The sequence below is a fragment of the Hyalangium ruber genome, from assembly GCF_034259325.1.
In the GTDB taxonomy this organism is placed as follows: Bacteria; Myxococcota; Myxococcia; order Myxococcales; family Myxococcaceae; genus Hyalangium_A; species Hyalangium_A rubrum.
Map to the genome: position 1 here is coordinate 671,067 of NZ_JAXIVS010000002.1, position 16,718 is coordinate 687,784.

General features: G+C 69.1%; 16 protein-coding genes. 10 read left to right on the forward strand and 6 right to left on the reverse strand.

What is annotated here, in order from left to right:
• The first annotated feature begins 8 nt into the window (after positions 1 to 8).
• Both SYV04_RS07760 and SYV04_RS07765 read left to right on the forward strand, forming a co-directional pair.
• A complete protein-coding gene (locus SYV04_RS07760; protein WP_321544996.1) occupies positions 9 to 1,121 on the forward strand; it encodes an XdhC family protein in 1,113 nt (370 codons plus the stop codon).
• On the forward strand, positions 1,118 to 1,690 hold the full coding sequence (locus SYV04_RS07765) for a nucleotidyltransferase family protein (protein ID WP_321544997.1): 573 nt from the start codon (positions 1,118 to 1,120) through the stop codon (positions 1,688 to 1,690). Before SYV04_RS07760 ends, SYV04_RS07765 begins: the two co-directional genes overlap by 4 nt.
• Positions 1,691 to 1,698: 8 nt before the next feature.
• Here SYV04_RS07765 and SYV04_RS07770 read toward each other — a convergent pair whose 3' ends face one another.
• Positions 1,699 to 3,498, reverse strand: coding sequence for a hypothetical protein (locus tag SYV04_RS07770; protein ID WP_321544998.1), 1,800 nt, complete (start codon positions 3,496 to 3,498; stop codon positions 1,699 to 1,701).
• Positions 3,499 to 3,613: 115 nt separating this feature from the next.
• On the opposite strand from SYV04_RS07770, the gene SYV04_RS07775 reads away from it, so the two are divergent.
• The 3 genes from SYV04_RS07775 (at position 3,614) to SYV04_RS07785 (ending at position 7,422) form a co-directional block, all read left to right on the forward strand.
• Complete coding sequence (locus SYV04_RS07775; RefSeq protein ID WP_321544999.1) at positions 3,614 to 4,825, forward strand: helix-turn-helix domain-containing protein; 1,212 nt, start codon at positions 3,614 to 3,616, stop codon at positions 4,823 to 4,825.
• 57 nt (positions 4,826 to 4,882) lie between these two features.
• Positions 4,883 to 6,592, forward strand: a complete 1,710-nt coding sequence (locus SYV04_RS07780; RefSeq protein WP_321545000.1) for an N-acyl-D-amino-acid deacylase family protein — start codon at positions 4,883 to 4,885, stop codon at positions 6,590 to 6,592.
• Positions 6,593 to 7,110: 518 nt separating this feature from the next.
• A complete protein-coding gene (locus tag SYV04_RS07785; RefSeq protein ID WP_321545001.1) occupies positions 7,111 to 7,422 on the forward strand; it encodes a hypothetical protein in 312 nt (103 codons plus the stop codon).
• Between the two features lie 17 nt (positions 7,423 to 7,439).
• Here the strand turns inward: SYV04_RS07785 and SYV04_RS07790 are convergent, their stop codons facing one another.
• Positions 7,440 to 7,958, reverse strand: a complete 519-nt coding sequence (locus tag SYV04_RS07790) for a hypothetical protein (protein WP_321545002.1) — start codon at positions 7,956 to 7,958, stop codon at positions 7,440 to 7,442.
• 193 nt (positions 7,959 to 8,151) lie between these two features.
• On the opposite strand from SYV04_RS07790, the gene SYV04_RS07795 reads away from it, so the two are divergent.
• Positions 8,152 to 8,649: a GNAT family N-acetyltransferase gene (locus tag SYV04_RS07795; RefSeq protein ID WP_321545003.1), complete on the forward strand. Its 498-nt coding sequence runs from the start codon at positions 8,152 to 8,154 to the stop codon at positions 8,647 to 8,649.
• 89 nt (positions 8,650 to 8,738) lie between these two features.
• Here SYV04_RS07795 and SYV04_RS07800 read toward each other — a convergent pair whose 3' ends face one another.
• Positions 8,739 to 10,691, reverse strand: a complete 1,953-nt coding sequence (locus SYV04_RS07800; RefSeq protein WP_321545004.1) for a DUF7151 family protein — start codon at positions 10,689 to 10,691, stop codon at positions 8,739 to 8,741.
• Positions 10,692 to 11,163: 472 nt separating this feature from the next.
• On the opposite strand from SYV04_RS07800, the gene SYV04_RS07805 reads away from it, so the two are divergent.
• A complete protein-coding gene (locus SYV04_RS07805; protein WP_321545005.1) occupies positions 11,164 to 11,694 on the forward strand; it encodes a phage tail protein in 531 nt (176 codons plus the stop codon).
• 1 nt (position 11,695) lies between these two features.
• Here SYV04_RS07805 and SYV04_RS07810 read toward each other — a convergent pair whose 3' ends face one another.
• The gene (locus SYV04_RS07810; RefSeq protein ID WP_321545233.1) at positions 11,696 to 12,151 is read right to left on the reverse strand and encodes a hypothetical protein; all 456 of its coding nucleotides are present in this window, start codon (positions 12,149 to 12,151) and stop codon (positions 11,696 to 11,698) included.
• 249 nt (positions 12,152 to 12,400) lie between these two features.
• On the opposite strand from SYV04_RS07810, the gene SYV04_RS07815 reads away from it, so the two are divergent.
• Positions 12,401 to 12,793 (forward strand): DUF2379 family protein, encoded by a 393-nt coding sequence (locus SYV04_RS07815; protein ID WP_321545006.1) that lies wholly within the window; start codon positions 12,401 to 12,403, stop codon positions 12,791 to 12,793.
• On the opposite strand, the gene SYV04_RS07820 is transcribed toward SYV04_RS07815, so the two are convergent.
• Entirely contained in the window at positions 12,790 to 13,242 is a 453-nt protein-coding gene (locus SYV04_RS07820; protein WP_321545007.1) for a hypothetical protein, read from the reverse strand. The two genes, SYV04_RS07815 and SYV04_RS07820, sit on opposite strands and share 4 nt — an antisense overlap.
• Positions 13,243 to 13,472: 230 nt before the next feature.
• Between SYV04_RS07820 and SYV04_RS07825 the strand changes: the two genes are divergently transcribed.
• Complete coding sequence (locus SYV04_RS07825) at positions 13,473 to 14,012, forward strand: Wall-associated protein precursor (RefSeq protein WP_321545008.1); 540 nt, start codon at positions 13,473 to 13,475, stop codon at positions 14,010 to 14,012.
• A 133-nt stretch (positions 14,013 to 14,145) separates the two neighbouring features.
• Positions 14,146 to 14,691, forward strand: a complete 546-nt coding sequence (locus SYV04_RS07830) for an imm11 family protein (protein WP_321545009.1) — start codon at positions 14,146 to 14,148, stop codon at positions 14,689 to 14,691.
• Positions 14,692 to 14,784: 93 nt separating this feature from the next.
• On the opposite strand, the gene SYV04_RS07835 is transcribed toward SYV04_RS07830, so the two are convergent.
• A complete protein-coding gene (locus SYV04_RS07835; protein WP_321545010.1) occupies positions 14,785 to 16,698 on the reverse strand; it encodes a S8 family serine peptidase in 1,914 nt (637 codons plus the stop codon).
• Positions 16,699 to 16,718 lie beyond the last annotated feature (20 nt).

Sequence of the window (16,718 nt, forward strand, 5' to 3'; positions counted from 1 at the left end):
GACGAGACGTGAAGGAGCTCGAGGACATCCTCCGGGCGCGCGCGCGCGCTTCGGGCCCGCTGGTGCTGGCCACCGTGGTGGCCGTGTCGGGCTCGGCCTACCGCCGGCCCGGAGCGCGCATGCTGATGGGCGAGGACGGCTGGCTCTCGGGAGGCGTGAGCGGCGGGTGCCTGGAGGGTGACATCGTCCGCAAGGCGTTCTTCTGGACGGCCCAGGGCCCGCGCGTGCTGCGCTACGACTCCACGGGAGACAACGCCGAGGACGAGGGCGGCCTGTCCTTCGCGCTCGGGTGCAACGGCGTGGTGGACGTGCTGCTGGAGCGCTGGGAGCCCGGGCCGATGGATCCGCTCGCCTTCGTCGACGAGGCGCGGCGACAGTCGCGGCGCGCGGTGGTGGCCACGGTGTACCAGGGGCCCTCGAGCGCCCTGGGCGCGCGGTTGCTGCTGCGGGACGACGGCGTGGAGGCCAGCAACCTCTCGGGGCCGCTGAGGGACGCGGTGCGCACGGCGGCCGGCGAGGCGCTGGCGGTGGGACGCACCTGGAGCGGCCCGTGCGGCGGCGCGGACGTGCTGGTGGAGGTGGTGGATCCGCCCACGCCGGTGGTGGTGTTCGGCGGCGGCTTCGACGTGGCGCCGGTGGTGACGCAGGCGGTGAGCCTCGGCTGGCACGTCACCGTGGTGGCCGACAAGCCCGCCGAGACGTTGCGGCGGCGCTTCCCCAAGGCCCACGCCGTGGTGGCCTCCAAGGCCGTCGAGGTGCTGGAGAAGGTGACTCTGTCGCCGCGCACCCTGGCGGTGGTGATGACGCACAGCCTGCCGCAGGACCGTGAGCTGCTCGCCCGGCTGCTGCCCCAGCCGGTGCGCTACCTGGGCGTGCTGGGGCCGCGCTCACGCACGGACCGCCTGTTGGCGGAGCTGTCCCCCGCGCCGATGGCCGCGCACCTCGACAAGCTGCATGCGCCCATCGGGTTGGACGTGGGCGCCGAGGGGCCGGAGGAAGTGGCCCTCTCCATCGTGGCTGAGCTGCGCGCGGTGCTGGCCGAGCGCGAGGGCGGCAAGCTGCGCGAGCGGCAGGCACCCATCCACGCTCCCGCCTCTCCGGAGATGCGGAGGCTTGCGTGAGGGTGGCCGGGGTGGTGCTCGCCGCGGGGGGCTCCTCGCGGCTGGGGCGCCCCAAGCAGCTGCTCGTGCATGAGGGCAGGACGCTGGTGCGCCGCGTGGCCGAGGCGGCCGTGGCGGCGGGGCTCTCTCCGGTGGTGGTGGTGCTCGGCGCCCGCGCCGAGGAGGTGGCCTCCGAGCTGGCGGGGCTCCCCGTGCGCACCGTCCACAACCCGGCGTGGGAGGCCGGAATGGGCAGCTCGCTCCACGTGGGCGTGCGGGCGCTCGGCGAGCCGGTGGACGCGGCGCTGGTGATGCTGTGCGATCAGCTCCGCGTGGATGCCGCGCACCTCCAGGCGTTGGCGGAGACCTTCGCGCGCACGGGCGCCCCCATCGTGGCCTCGGGCTACGGCGACACGCGCGGGGTGCCCGCGCTGTTTGCTCGCTCCGTCTTCCCCGAACTGGAGGCGCTCGGAGCGGACCAGGGGGCGCGCGGGGTGATTGCCCACGAGCCCTCCCGCGTGGTGGAGGTGGCCCTACCGGGCGGCGTCGAGGACATCGACACCGCCTCGGACTTGAGCCGCCTGCGCTGAGGTCTGCCTCAGCACCCGTCCTTCACGGCGACCTTCACGCCTGGATCCGCCTCGACCTCGTCCAGGGTGAGCTTGTCGGCCACGCAGTTGCGGATCGGCAGCTTCACGGCCTTGAAGGCGACGTTCTTCACCGTGCCGCCCGTCCCACCGCGGTTGAGGTGGATGCCTGGGCGTCCATCGGTGACCTTCTCCACGACGGCGTGCTCCAGCTGGAGCTGGCCCTTCGAGTAGAGGTTGAGCCCCTTCCACCCCTGGGTCGCCGCGGTGAAGGTGATGGGCTTCTCGGCGGTGCCCACGGCCGAGAGCACCCCCGGCCGCTCGTAGCCGAAGCTGAACCGGGCCTCGGGTTCGAACTGGACCACCACGCCCGGCTCGAGGGTGAGCGTGGTGGGCCGCGTCGTCTCGACGCCCTCGATGGTGACGTCGCCCAGCACCCGGTAGGGCACGCCCTGCGCGGTGAGCACCGCGTCGCTCTCGATCTTCCCGTCGAACTCGATGGCGCCATCCTGGGGGTATTTGTTGCCCGCGCCGAGTCCGGAGACCAGGTGCGCATCCAGCCGCAGCGTGGCCCGGGCGATCTCCTCGAAGGTGTTGTCGCTGAAGGCCGTGAAGCCCTCGCTCTTCGGCCCTCGGGCCGAGAGGGCGTAGCCCTGGGACTTGCGGATGGTGACGTGCGTGACTTTTCCGAGCCCTCGGGCGTTCTCGAAGCGCACCGCGGCCCCTCCCTTCTGCCCCGCGTGCTCGATTCGCACGTGCTCGAGCACGGGCGCCCGCGCCCCGTCGAAGAACGTCAACCCGCGCCAGCTTCCCGCCTTCGCATCCCCGAAGCCGGTGAAGACGATGGGCTGCTCCGCGGTGCCCACCGCCTCCAGGTGCCCGTGCTGGGCGTAGCCGATGTCCCACTTGGTCTCCTCGGCCATCTCGAACACCACGCCCGGAGCAATCTTCACGTTCACGGTGCCGTTGGCATCCTTCGCCACGGCGGTCACCGTGTCCGTCACCCGGTAGGGCACTCCAGGATTGGGGATCCGCAGATCCTTCTCGATGCGGCCCACGAGCTGCACCACGGCCTTGTCCGGCCACTTGTTGGCGCCCTGGAGGGCCGGCGCGCTCTCGAACGCCATCCGGACGATGACCTGCGAGCCTCCCGACTGGGACACGTCGTTGTCCGAGAACTCGGTCGTCCTGCCCTTGATGTCCTCCTGATAGGCCCGGCCCCGGTTGCCCACGAAGCGGACGTTCTTGATACGCACGTCGCTGGCGTTGTTCTCCAGGGCGCCTTCGTTCTCACGGCCCGCGTGCTCGATGAGGACATGCTCCAGCGTGGAGCCAGCCGCGTGCTCGTACAGGGAGATCTTCCGCCACGCGCCTGGCTCCTTGCGGCCATTGGACACGAACCGGATGGGCTTCTCGGCCGTGCCACGGGCAATGAGGCGGGACTGCTGGTTGTAGCCCACCTCGATGCGCTGATCCCCTTCGATGCGGATCTCCACCCCAGGCTCGATGGTGAGGTCCCACCCGTCCACGCTCAGCGTCTGCTTGAGGGTGTACGGGCTGCACTGCTCGGTGAGCGTGTGGTGGACCTCGAGGCGCTGGGAGAAGTCGCTGTTGCAGCCCTCGGGCGCCTTCTTGTCCACGGGCTTGGAGCCCCTGGGGCCCTCCGCGGGAGCTCCGACCTTGGGCTGCTGCGTCCCGGCGGCCGTCGGCTGGGGAGGTGGAGGCGGCGGCGGGACCGGCTCCTCCTTCTTGCAGCCCTGCACGAGCAGCACCGTCGCCAGGGACACCACCCACTTCAGCTCCCGATTCATCAGGGCTTCTCCTTCACTGAATGACTTAGCCTGGGTTGACTTGGAGTGCGTCTTGGGACGTGATGGTCCAAAAGCACCTCCTGCGACCATCGCCGATTCTCTCCCCAGGTAACGCTTGCGTCGAGAAGCCACACCAGCCGCACTGGCTCAAGCCAAGGTCGGCTTCACCCTGGGCATCAAGATCGCCAACAAGCGGGACTTCGTCTGCGAGCGCTTCGGAATGCCCGCCTGGCAGGCGCTGCTGGCCACCTTGTCGGAGGGGGACCGCACCCGCATCGAGGCGGTGGATCCGGCCGCCTGGTACGAGACGGGACTGCACGAGCGGCTGCTCAACGCCTTGTGCCAGCAGCTCCACGCCGACGACGCGCTGCTGTTGACGATGGGGCGGGCGGACGCGGACCGGGAGCTGTCCACGGTGTTCCGCTGGTTCCTGCGGCTGATGCGCCCCTCGTTCGCCATCCGCAACATGAACCTGTACTGGCGAAGGGCGCACGACACCGGACATTGGAACTCGCGCCAGGAGGGCACGCAGGTCACCGCGGAGCTGCGGGACTGGGCGCTCGTCCACCGTGCCGCGTGCATCACGGTGCTCGGCAACATGGGCCGCGTCATGGAGCTCTTCGGTGCGCGGGTGGGCCTGCTGGAGCACCCCGAGTGTCGCGCCGAGGGCGCTCCGCTGTGCATCTTCCGGGCTCATCTGGAGCTGGCCTCGGATGAGCCGCGAACGGGGGCCCGGCCGACGCGCGCGGACCTGTCGGCGGTGGCCCGTGAGCTGACCCAGTATCGGGACCGGGCGGCGCTGGCCGAGGCGCTGGCGCGGCTGGTGCGCTCGATGCTGAGCTGCCCTCGGATGGAGCTCTGGGCCACGGGCCCCAACGGGCGGATGCAGCTGCTCTGCCTCTCGGGAGACCGAGGGGCGGGCGACACGCGCCACTTCGTGCTCGAGGTGGCGGGCCAGTCCGTGGGGCGGCTGGAGGTGGAGCTTCCGGACGGCAACTCCGGGCGCGGGGTGGATGAGCTGCTGCGCGAGCTGGTGCCGTGGATCGCGGTGTCGCTGCAGATGACCCGCTCCGAAACGGATGCGGCCGAGGGGAACGGGGAGAGCGAGCTGGCGCGCCGGCTGCGCCGGGCCCGCGAGGCCTGTCAGCTCACGCGCCGGCAGGTGGAGGTGCTGGAGCTGGTGGTGTCCGGGAAGACGAACAAGGAGATCGCCCTCACGCTCGGGCTGAGCGAGGGGACGGTGGAGGTACACGTCACCAACCTGCTGCGCAAGCTGGGCACCAGCAACCGCGCCGGGCTTGTGGCCTTGTTCTGGGGTGAGCTGTAACCCTGGCTCCTCGGGCCTCGGTCCGCTAGGTAGTCTCCCTCTCGAGCCGGGAGTCCCATGCGCGCCATCGCCTCGACCCTCCTCATCGCCAGCGGGCTGCTGTTCTCCGCCTGCGCCACGACTCCCTCCGCGTCCGGCTCGCAGGCCGCTGAGTACGATGTCATCCTTCGGGGAGGCACCGTCTATGACGGCAGCGGCGGCGAGCCCTTCGTCTCCGACGTGGCCATCCGGGGAGACTCCCTCGCTGCGATTGGAGACCTGCGCGAGGCGCGTGGGCGGACGGAGGTCGATGCGCGGGGCCTCGCGGTGGCCCCCGGCTTCATCAACATGCTGAGCTGGGCCACGGAGTCACTGCTGGTCGACGGGCGCTCTCAGAGTGACCTCCGCCAGGGTGTCACGCTGGAGGTCTTCGGCGAGGGCTCGTCCATGGGGCCCCTCAACGCGGCGATGAAGAAGGAGATGATCGACGAGCAGGGAGACCTGAAGTTCGAGGTGAAGTGGACGACGCTGGGCGAGTACCTCGAGCACCTCGAGCGGCGCGGCATCTCTCCGAATGTCGCCTCGTTCGTGGGCGCCACCACCGTGCGGATCCACGAGGTCGGCTATGCCGACCGCGCACCCTCCCCCGAGGAGCTGGAGCGGATGCGGGCACTGGTGCGTCAGGCGATGGAGGAAGGGGCGCTGGGTGTCGGCTCGTCGCTCATCTACGCGCCCGCAGCCTATGCGAAGACCGATGAGCTGATCGCCCTGTCGAAGGTCGCCGCCGGGCATGGGGGCATGTACATCACCCACCTGCGCAGCGAAGGCGGCCGACTGCTGGAGGCGCTCGATGAGGCCCTCACCATCGGGCGCGAGGCGGGACTGCCGGTGGAGATCTACCACCTGAAGGCGGCGGGACGGGCGAACTGGGGGAAGCTGGATGCCGCCATCGCTCGTATCGAGCAGGCGCGGCGGGACGGGCTCCGGGTGACGACGGACATGTACCCGTATACGGCCGCCGCCACGGGGTTGGATGCGGCGATGCCTCCGTGGGTGCAGGAGGGCGGACAGAAGGCCTGGGAGGAACGGCTGAAGGATCCGGCCGTCCGCCAGCGCGTGGTGCGGGAGATGGAGACGCCCTCCACCACCTGGGAGAACTTCTTCCTGGCGGCTGGCTCACCCGAGAACATCCTGCTCACGGGCTTCAAGAGCGAGGCGCTCAAGCCACTGAAGGGCAAGACGCTGGCGGAGGTGGCGAAGTCGCGCGGCAAGTCTCCCGCGGAGACGGCGATCGATCTGGTCATCGAGGATGGCAGCCGCATCTCCACGGTGTACTTCCTCATGTCCGAGGAGAACGTACGCCGGCAGTTGGGACTGCCGTGGATGAGCTTCTGCTCGGACATGGCGTCTGTGGCCGCCGAGGGCGTGTTCCTCAAGTCGAGCATCCACCCTCGGGCCTACGGCAGCTTCGCGCGAGTCATTGGCCACTACGCGAGGGACGAGAAGGTGCTCTCGCTCCAGGAGGCCATTCGACGGCTGACCTCACTTCCGGCGGGGAACCTGCGGCTGGAGCGGCGCGGCCAGTTGAAGGTGGGCCACTTCGCCGACGTGGTGCTCTTCGATGCGGCGACGGTGAAGGACCTCGCCACCTATGACAAGCCGCACCAGTACGCCACGGGCGTGCGCCATGTCTTCGTCAACGGGGTGCAGGTGCTCCGGAACGGAGAGCACACCGGCGCCACCCCTGGCCGGGTGGTGCGCGGGCCAGCATGGAAGGGCGCACGGTAACGACTTTCAACAGGGCGTCGGGTGGTGAACCTCGAGCAGGAGAGTGCGAGCAGCAGACCTCGTCCGGACTGCTACGCTCTCGCGCTGTCTTTGCCCGGAGCAGCGATGCGACCTCAGGGCCGAACCCTCCAGCTGGCGGAGCTCCTCGTGCTCGGCGGCGCGACCGCTTGCCTGCTGTCGTGTGGGACACAGCACGCGGGTACACGGGATGTGCTGCGCTCCGGTTACGATCGTGGACCCGGAAGCTTCTGCGCGCTGAATCCAGAAGGCTGTCCTCCACCTGAACCCGCCCCTTCCTCACAACCCGATGCCTTCGACCTGGATTCCTGTCTCGACGCATGCGAGGCGGGTGGCGCAGCGCTCGAAAGCTATTGCCGGGGTTTGGTGGAGAACTGGCAGCGGCGGCTCTGCTGGTCGGTCGTACAAGGCTCCAAGGTGGCCTGTCGAAATATGTGCCACAGGCTCCACCTCTGCGCTGCTTCCACCGAATGCCCAGAGCGTGAGGAGTGAGCACCTCCATGGGAAACTGGCTCCCTCAGCTGACCTCCATCAATGATCCGATCGCCGACGACTTCTGGTCGTATGAGACGGACGAGGGAGTCCAGCGCGTCGTGCGCGTGACGATCGGTCGCCCAACGCCCATCCCTGGAGATCCAAATGGGGACTGGTACTGCCCGCTGCGCATCGAACACCGAGCACCCGAGATCCTGTGCATGGTGGGCGTCGGACCCGTGGATGCTCTGGGAAACGCCATGCGCGTCGTGTCAGAGCACTTCCAAGAGCTGCGCAAGGTCAGCCCGCGCGCGCGACCTCTCGTGCAGAGTCCCTGAAGCGTTGGTGGCGCTGCTCAGTTCAGGAAGTCCGGCGCCATCGGCAGGCCGTGGAAGAAACCTCGCCCGTTCTCGAAGCGACGGATGAAGGAGGCCCGATCGTGGAGGAACAGCTCCGCCATCTCCTGCTCGCCGTACTCGCGGAAGAAGGTCGCGCGCGCCTCGTCGCAGGCGATGTCGTACTGGCGGCACAGCGCCTCCCACTCCTCCGGCGCCTCGCCTGAACCCCAGGCGGCATCCTCCAGCAGCCCGTAGTCCTGCTCCATCTTCTCCAGCTCGCGGCCCAGCTCCAGCACCTGCGCGTCCTCGGCGATCGCCTCGTCCGCCATGGCCAGCAGGATGTGCGCCACCAGGAAAAAGCCCGCGTCCGCCGGCACCGTGCCGTTGTCCCGTGCCTCCCGAAACGTCACCAACAACTGCGCGTCCAGCGCGTTGTCGTCCATGTCCGCCAACCGGCTCGCCAGCTCTCGCAACTCCCCTTCACTGCTGGGGCTCGGAAGGTTCGGGGTGGACTTGCCAGGTCGTGGCTTCTTCATGGTCTCTCCAGGTCACTTTCACCCGAAGCGTCTCATGTGGGTCCGACGCTTCTTCCCCTCGGTACTGACGCCTGGCAGAGGCCTTGCTTCAGCCCGGATGTCCGCCTCCGGACGTCGGGCGCCGCGCTGTCCGAAGGTGGATGAAGACACGCGTGCCGACAGCGCCACACCCGGGCGTTAAGGTGGACGGACCGTGGCCCACCTCTTCTCCCTGCGCTCCGTCACCGCCGAGGACGACGCGTTCCTCTTCGAGCTGTACGCCAGCACCCGGCCGGACATTGCATCCCTGGGCCTCGGTGATGCGCAGCGCGGCGCCCTCCTGCGCATCCAGTGGCTGGCGCAGCGGCAGGGCTACCTGGCGCGCTACCCGCACGGCGAGCATCAGCTCGTCCTCGTGGAGGGGCACCCCGCCGGCCGCCTCTGGGTGGCGCACGAGCCGGCCGAGCTGCGGCTGGTGGACCTCTCGCTGCTTCCCACGCACCGGGGCGCTGGCGTGGGCACCGCCCTGCTGCGCGTACTGCAGGAGCAGGCCGCTCGGGCCGGCACGCCCCTGCGCCTGAGCGTTGCCCAGGACAACCCGGCGCGGCGGCTCTACGCGCGCCTCGGCTTCATGCCCGTGGCGGCTGGAGCGGAGAGCGCGCTGGATCCATACCTCGCGCTCGAGTGGAGCCCCTCGCCCCGCGAGGACTGAGCGCCCAACACATCCGGGCCCAAGAATGAAACGGCCCGCGAGCACGGATGCCCGCGGGCCGCTGAAGTCAGGACCGCTCCCGCGCTAGCTCAGAGCAGGTTCTCCGGCGAAGGAATGACCACCTGGAGGATGTGGCCCGCCGCACCCGCTTGAGCCGGGTTGGCGGCACCGGTGAACGCCGTGGAGCCGCCTCCATCGCCCCCATCGCCACCGGAAGCGCCTCCGCCACTTCCAGCGTTATTGCTCCCCGGGGAGGCCACCAGCAGATCCGTTCCCGGAGCTCCGCCGTTCGCCTGCACGGTTCCCGTCACGGAGATGGGATTGGCCGAGACGAGGTGGACGATGCCACCACCCCCTCCACCGCCACCTCCCGCGCCCAGGGTGCCACCGTTGCTGTTGACCGCGTTGCCGCCCCTGCCACCGGTGGCTTGGATGGATCCACCCACGGTGAGGTTGCCCTTGGCCGCGACGAAGATGATGCCGCCGCCTCCTCCCCCCGGCCCTCCGACGTCACCCATGGTGGCGGTGGTGGTGGCGTTGCCTCCCAGCGCAGTGATGCTCCCACCCACGGGGATACTCACGTTGCCGCGAACCGCGAGGACGAAGGAACCTCCGCCTGCGCCACCTGTTCCGGCGGTGAACACGCCTTCACCCGCGCCTCCTCCCTGATGGGAGGAGACCGACACCCGCGCCGCCGAGAGCAGCGAGACTCCCGTACCCCCGTGGAAGGTCCCCGGAACCCCTCGCGCGATGCCGGGAGCGGGGGGGCCGTTGCCCGTGTCCTCGGTCCCCGGGAGAACGGTGATGGTGCCGGTCACGGTGACGTCTCCCGTGGCGCGCAGCACCGTCCCGCTGGGCACGATGAGGGTTCCGGCGATGGTGATGTTGGTGAACTGCGTGTTCGACCTGCCCGGCAGCGAGTTCACCACCGTGGTGTTGGAGAGATCCAACGTGCTGCTCAGTGGCACGGAGAGCGCGCCCGCTGAACCATCCCCATAGGCGGAGAGTGTCCCAGCGGGGCCCTGCGGACCTTGCACACCTTGCACACCTTGCACACCTTGGGGACCGGTGGCGCCCTGCGGACCCGCCGGGCCCTGCGGACCTGTGGCGCCCGCCGGACCCTGCGGACCCTGGGCGCCGTTGCACACGTAGCGCGTCAGCGCGGCATTCACCTCGCCTGTGTCGAGCGTGCCGTTCCGGTTGTTGTCCGCTCCCATCTCCAGCTTCACTCCGCCCGTCGCGCAGTTGGCGCCCGATGGCTCGGCGGTGGTCCGCGCCAACGTGGGCACTCCCGACGGCCCCTCGGGACCCTGCGGACCCTGCGCTCCGGTGGCACCCGCGACGCCCTGCGGACCCGCCGGACCTGCCGGACCCTGCGGACCCGCCGGGCCCTGCGCCCCCGTGTCGCCCGGGGCTCCCTGCGGACCCGCCGCGCCCTGCGGCCCTGCCGGACCCTGCGGACCCACTGCACCCGCCGGGCCCTGCGCTCCGGTGGCACCCGGGACGCCCTGCGGACCCGCCGGACCCGCCGGGCCCTGCGGACCTGCGGGTCCCTGCTCGCCAGTGAGGCCCTGAGGGCCCGCCGCGCCCTGCGGGCCCGTCTCACCCGTCAGTCCCTGCGGACCCTGAGGGCCCTGGGGACCGTTGCACACGTAGCGCGTCAGCGAGGCGTCCACCTCGCCCGCATCGAGCGTACCGTTCCGGTTGGCGTCACGCCCCACCTCCAGCTTCACGCCGCCCGTCGCGCAGTTGCCGCCCGCCGCCTCGGTCGTGGTCACCACCAGCGTGGCCAGCCCCTCCGGCCCCGGCGCTCCTTGCGGCCCCGGCGCTCCTTGCGGCCCCTGTGCTCCCGACTCCCCCTGAGGGCCCGTCGCACCCGTGTCACCCCGCGCCCCCTGCATGCCGTTGCAGACGTAGCGGGTCAGCGTCGCGTCGACCTCCGCGTCGTCGAGCGTGCCGTCGCGGTCCGCATCCAGGCCCACCGTGAGCCGCACTCCCGCCATCGCGCAGTTGGCTCCCGGCAGCTCGGCCGTGGTCGCCACCAGCGTCCTCAATCCCTCGGGCCCGGGCTCGCCTTGCGGACCCTGGGGACCGCCCGCTGGACCCGCGGGTCCTTCAGGCCCCTGCGGTCCCGCGGGGCCCGCGGGTCCTTGAGGCCCAGTCTCGCCGGGGTCGCCCTTGGGGCCCTCCGAGCTCGTGCATGCGGTCAGCGCCAGCAGCGCCGAGACCGGCAAGGCACGCAGCCAGCGGCCTCCTGAAAAACGTCGCCAACTCGATGGACTCTGCATCCCCGTGCTCCTTACGCGATGAGCGGGACAGCTCCGGACAAAGGACGGCCCCGAATGAATGGGTGGGTGCGGGGCCGCGCACGGTGTCTCTGAAGCGACGTTCTCATTCTGCCCTGACAAGGACTCCTCTGACCAGAACAGCCACACCACTTGTGCAGTCCTTTCACCGGCAGAGAGCTTCGTGGTTTGTTCCGCACCCCACACCTGAAGTGAAAGGACGCACCCCATGTCCGAGCCGTTCCTTGGTGAGATCCGGATTTTCGCAGGCAACTTCGCCCCCCGCGGCTGGGCGTTCTGCGAGGGACAGTTGCTGTCCATCGCCCAGAACACCGCCCTCTTCTCGATCCTGGGCACCACCTATGGAGGCAACGGGCAGACCACCTTCGCGCTGCCGGATCTGCGTGGGCGTGTCCCGATTCAGCCGGGCCAGGGCCCTGGGCTGTCGCCGCACACCCTGGGCGAGGCCGCCGGCCAGGAGACCGTCACGCTGATCAGCAACCAGATGCCGGCCCACACCCACCCGTTCGGCGCGCACAACGGCCAGGGCGATACCTTCTCCCCGGAGGGGGCCGTGAACGCGGCGGCGGTGGACTCGACGCAGCAGCCGCTGAACATCTACAGCACGCAGGTCAACACCGTCATGGGGCCGCAGAGCGTGGGCATCTCCGGCGGCAACCAGCCGCACCCCAACATGCAGCCCTACCTCTGCTTGAACTTCATCATCGCGCTCGAGGGAATCTTCCCCTCGCGCGGCTGAGTCAACCGTTGGCGGGTGGAGGCGGGCTCACGGCGGGCTCGCCTCCAGCAGTCGCCGGCGCGAAGGTGCGCCGGTAGTACGGCCAGGCGTCATACAGGTAGAGCGAGAACGGCACCCACCAGATGAAGTCGTTGGTGAGGCAGAGCACGAGCGTGGCTGGGGGCCACTCGCCCTGGAGGATGAGGACGCCCAGCCCCAGTGGGCCGAGCACCTTGCCGAGCAGCCCCACCGCCGCCAGCAGGAAGCCGTGCTCCGGGCGGCGAGCCACCTCGGCGTAGACGATGCCGTACACGCCGATGACCATGCCCAGGCAGGCGAAGATGGGAGCGTGGTTGAGCGGCGGCATCCGCGCGAAGCGGAACAGCCACTGCGGATCCACCGAGGAGTACAAGCCCCACAGTACGTTGTAGCCCGCGGCGGCCAGGAACACCGCGCGGTGCAGCGAGCGCCGCTTCATGGCGGACAAGCATAGCCGAGCTATCGTGGGTCACATGAGGCGCCTGAGCCTTGCGCTCATCCTGGGTGTACACGTCCTGCTGGGAGGAGGCACAGGCTGCGCGCAAGCAAAAGCAGGAGTGCATCAGGTACTACGTTGACTGTCAGAACAAGGGATGGACGGGCAACTGCCACGACTGCATCCGGCGTTGCGAAGGGCAGCAGGAATGGCCGTTCTCCCTCTGTGCGCCGTCCGAGAAAAGGTAAAGCGATGGAGCCCCGGGACGCGAACCTCGACTCGCTCTGGAATCAACTCTGGGAACTGGAGCACCGGTTTCAACAGGGACACGCCCTGGAACTCACCGACGAGCTTCTCGACCTTCTCCGGCGCGCCGCCCCAACGGTGGACATCCGCGAGCACGAGGTCGTCGCTGCCTTCTCCAGGGTGGAAAGCACCACCGACCTGCTGCGGAACATCCGAGCGCGCATTCGTGACGGCTCGCGCCGACTGGGCAATGCGTTGCACCGGATGTACCGCCTCCAGGAAAAGGGGGACCTCGATGGAGCACGTCAGCAGATGCGCGACGTGCTCGCGGTGGAGGTTGTCCCGCTGTACCGGAAGATCGCCCAGGGAGAGCTCGAAAAGATGAACGAGCGGGCCTAGCCCTCTTCTGAGGGGTAGGACGTGGCGTGCCACTTCTTCCCATCGAAGAGATAGACCCACGTGGCGTTCCCCTCGCCCCAATCGACCAGCCCTTGCCGCTTCGTCGCGGGCACACCGTAAGGGCCGGGCTTGCGGCGCGGGGGATAGAGTTGCAGGCAGCTCACCTCTCGCGGGAGCGCCCCGACCTCTCGCACCTGCCCGCCACGAGTGAAGATCACCCGCACGGGCACGGACTGGTTGCACGAGAAGCCCTTACCCGGGAACGCGTAGTCCGGCTCGCCGTCCTTATCGAAGTCTCCCTTGATGCATGGAGACCCACTCGTCGGGAGCAGGCTCTGATCCACTCCAATCTCTGCGAGCGCGGTCGCCGCCGTGCCAGGGTTCCCCACGCAGAGGCACTCGCGATCCTTCACCGGATCACAGCCCGACTCCTTATAGGAGAACTTCACAGGCGGCTGCTGAGGCTTGGCAGAAGACGTCTCAGGCGTGCCACCCAAGGCAACCAGCGGCAGAGTCCACAACATCCAGCGCACATCCATCACGTATCAGGTCCTCCGAAGACTTATGGGACCGTAGCAGGCGGCCATCCGAACGAAATGGAGCGCTGAGGGGAAGAACCGCCTTCCTCAGGAGATGCACAGCCCGAGTCGGCCAACACACCCGTGATAGTTTGGAGAGAATGCTCCCCGTTCTGCTCCTGCTCCTGGTGGCACAGGTTCCCTGCGCACAGAACGAACCCTCCGTGGTGTGCCACTGCAAGCAGGGCCAGGCCAGCGCCTGCACGGCGCTGAGGGTGAGCGACCCCAAGCTCGCTGACGCCATCGAGAAGGCCCTGCTGGCGGTGAAGCTCGAAGAGGGGACCCGTCAGGCACAATCCGCCGCGACCGCCGAGTCCGACGACCAGGCCTCATCCAGCACCTCCGAGCCTCCCGAATGCACGGGCCAGAACCACCATGTGATCTCCCGGCCTATCGCCAAGGCGCTGAAGGAGCATGAAACCCTCGACGGGTTATACCGGCCGAGGGACCCGCGCTACATGACCCAAGCCAAGGACGAGGAAGCGCACTGCGGCTACCAGGACTGGCACCGCAAGGTAGACGCGGAGGTCATCCAGTGGCTCAAGGAAAACAGCAAGGCGACGCCAAAGCAGTTCGAGGAGTTCCTGCGCAAGATCTACGACCGCCCCGAGATGCGCGCGAGGTTTCCCAATGGCTTCTGATCCTCAGCCCGCTCAGCACTTCTTCCTGCTCAAGCACGACCTGTCTGGGAGCCACGACACCCAATTCAGCAAAGCCGAGCCTGTCCGCCTGGAAGGAGCTCCCCGTTGCCAGCGATGTGGCGATCCCATCGGAATGCGAACGTGGCTCCCTCCCTACCGCGTCGAACTGGACCTCCCAGGCAAGGACTTCGGCGACTTCGTGGAGGGACCTGGCTACGACTTCCTCATCTCCGAGCGCATGGCCGAGGCCTTTCGGACGGACGGGCTGATCGGATTGCTGGGCTTCCACCCCCTGGAGGTGGTGCGAGTGCGCAGGAAGCGCAAGAGCGCTGGGGCAATCGAGGTTCCGCGCTACCTCTCCGTCACCGCGTGCTTTGGCCGTGGCGCCGTGGATGAAACGCGCAGCCGCTTCCGCCGCGCCCAGCCCATCACCTGTCCCGAGTGTCGCTACGGCGGACTCAACTCCGTCCACGGATTCAGCCTGGAGCCGGGCACCTGGCAAGGCGAGGACATCTTCCGTCCACGAGGACTCCAAGGGAGCATCGTCGTCTCCGAGCGCTTCGCCGAGTTCATCCAGCGCCACGGACTGACGAACATGAAGCTGACCCCCACCGAGCAATACACCTGGGATCCGCTGCACCTGGGCCCGCCCGAAGCAGCCCCTTCTGCCCCATCCTGACCCCTAAAAGTTCCGGGCCTCCGGACCACTCCCTCTCAAGTGATCCGGAGGCCTCGGCCCCATTCGGGTACTGCCTATGGGGGATTGGACTGCCTACGGAAGCGGCACGAGCTGATCCACCGCGGCGGTGCCCGTGTAGCTCGTCGGGCCATTCAGGAAGCCCTTGAGCTGGATGCGATAGGTACCCGCGGCCGGGTTGGGGATGGAGACCGCCTCACCCGCCGAAGTCCCCGCCGCGCTCGTGGCCACCAGGTTGCCGTTGGGCCCGTACACGTACATGTCCAGGTCGAACCCCGGGTTGCCCCAGTTCGTCGAGATGCGCAGGGCGCTCTTACCCGCCGGCACCGTGAGCGTGTGGTTGTGCTCGGCCGACACCAGCGTCAGGTCCAGCACCGGCAACCGCACGCTGGTGCTCACCGTCCCCGTCCAGCCCGGCAGCGGCGTAGTCGTCGTGGTGTAGCGCGTGCCCGCCGTCGAGGCCGCCGCCTTCACCGCCGCGTACGCATCCGCGTAGCCGGCGCCCGCCTCCCACTCCTCGCGCAGCCGGGTGGTGCCGTTCGCCTCCTGCACGTAGATGGGCTTCGCCGTGGACGTGAGCGCCGCCAGCACCCCGTCCATGTTCAGCGTCGGGTTGGCCTCCAGCATCAGCGCCACCACGCCGCTCAGGTGCGGAGTCGCCATCGAGGTCCCCGAGAGCGCCGCGTAGAAGGGCTCCGGGTGCAGGCCGTCCAGGCCCAGGTACGGCGCGGCGACGGCGGGCAGCGCCGTGGTGGCGCGCGCGGCGACGATGTTCACGCCCGGCAGGGTGATGTCCGGGTGGTGGAGCGCGTCCCCCGGAATGCCGCGGCTGGAGAAGTCCACCAGCTCGCCCGGCGCGTCCTGCGAGAGCAGCGGGTTGGTCGCCCCCCGCGTGTCGCGCGAGGTGCCGGCCGCCACGGAAATCACGCACGGCGAGGCGCTGTACGGGTTGAGCGTGTCGGCGCCCGGGCCGTCATTGCCGGCGGCGAAGGCGACGATCATCCCCGCGTCGTACGCGCGCTTGCTGGCGATGCTCACCGGGTCGAACGGCGCGAAGTGGCTGCCGCTGGTGCCCCAGGAGTTGGAGATGATGCGCACGTTGTGGGCCTCGCGCACGTCCGGATCCATCAGGTAGTCGAAGCCCTCGAGCGCGAAGAGGATGTTGATGGCATCGCCCACGCCCACGCCCACCAGCTTCGCGCCCGGCGCCACGCCCTTGTACAGCCCGTTGGAGCGCGCGCCCGAGCCGCCGATGGTGCTTGCCACGTGGGTGCCGTGGCCGCTGGTCAGGTCGCTGTTGGGCGTATCGATATAGAGCGCCCCGCCGATGCCCGTGCCCAGCACGTTGCCCACCACCTTCACGTTGGCCACCACGTTGGGGAAGTCCCCGTGCGTGCCGTCGATGCCCGAGTCGATGACGCCCACGCCCACGCCCTGGCCCGTAACCTGGAAGGCGCTGCGCGCGGTGTCCGCGCGGATGTAGGTGTTGCTCACATCCAGGAAGTAGTGAAGCGGGCGGTTCTCGTAGATGGAGATGAGGCCCAGCGGCTGGAGCTGCTGCTTGAGGGTGTTGAGCAGGCTCGGGGTGATGGGCAGGGACACAGCCACCATGGGCAGTTCCTGGAGCGCCCCGAGGTTCTGCCCCAGCACCAGGCCCAGCGTGCCGGTGAGGGTGTTGAGGGCGGCCGGGAGGGCGGCGTCCTCATTGAAGGAGAGGATGAGGGTGCGCACCGAGCCGTCGGCCTGGAGGCCCGGATCCACCACGGCCTGCGTGAGGGCCGCCTGGGCCTGGGGGCTGGAGTAGAAGGCAGAGCAGGCGCTCTCGCTGGCCACGGGCGAGTTGACGATCTTCTTCTTCGCGTGGACGGCGGCCGAGGCGCGCGTGGCCGGGCTCGACGTGTCAGCGGCGGCCGGCTCCGAGGAGGGGCCTGCCCCACACCCCAGCAAGGTGGTGGTGACGACCAGGCCCAGCGACTTGAACCCCTTCATGGACGGCTCTCCCTTCGGCG

Excerpts from the sequence above, each read along its gene's own strand:
- SYV04_RS07770 (WP_321544998.1), bottom strand. The coding sequence starts at position 3,498 with ATGAATCGGGAGCTGAAGTGGGTGGTGTCCCTGGCGACGGTGCTGCTC.
- SYV04_RS07780 (WP_321545000.1), top strand. The coding sequence starts at position 4,883 with ATGCGCGCCATCGCCTCGACCCTCCTCATCGCCAGCGGGCTGCTGTTC.
- SYV04_RS07785 (WP_321545001.1), top strand. The coding sequence starts at position 7,111 with ATGGGAAACTGGCTCCCTCAGCTGACCTCCATCAATGATCCGATCGCC.
- SYV04_RS07790 (WP_321545002.1), bottom strand. The coding sequence starts at position 7,958 with ATGAAGAAGCCACGACCTGGCAAGTCCACCCCGAACCTTCCGAGCCCC.
- SYV04_RS07805 (WP_321545005.1), top strand. The coding sequence starts at position 11,164 with ATGTCCGAGCCGTTCCTTGGTGAGATCCGGATTTTCGCAGGCAACTTC.
- SYV04_RS07810 (WP_321545233.1), bottom strand. The coding sequence starts at position 12,151 with ATGAAGCGGCGCTCGCTGCACCGCGCGGTGTTCCTGGCCGCCGCGGGC.
- SYV04_RS07815 (WP_321545006.1), top strand. The coding sequence starts at position 12,401 with ATGGAGCCCCGGGACGCGAACCTCGACTCGCTCTGGAATCAACTCTGG.
- SYV04_RS07825 (WP_321545008.1), top strand. The coding sequence starts at position 13,473 with ATGCTCCCCGTTCTGCTCCTGCTCCTGGTGGCACAGGTTCCCTGCGCA.
- SYV04_RS07830 (WP_321545009.1), top strand. The coding sequence starts at position 14,146 with ATGCGAACGTGGCTCCCTCCCTACCGCGTCGAACTGGACCTCCCAGGC.
- SYV04_RS07835 (WP_321545010.1), bottom strand. The coding sequence starts at position 16,698 with ATGAAGGGGTTCAAGTCGCTGGGCCTGGTCGTCACCACCACCTTGCTG.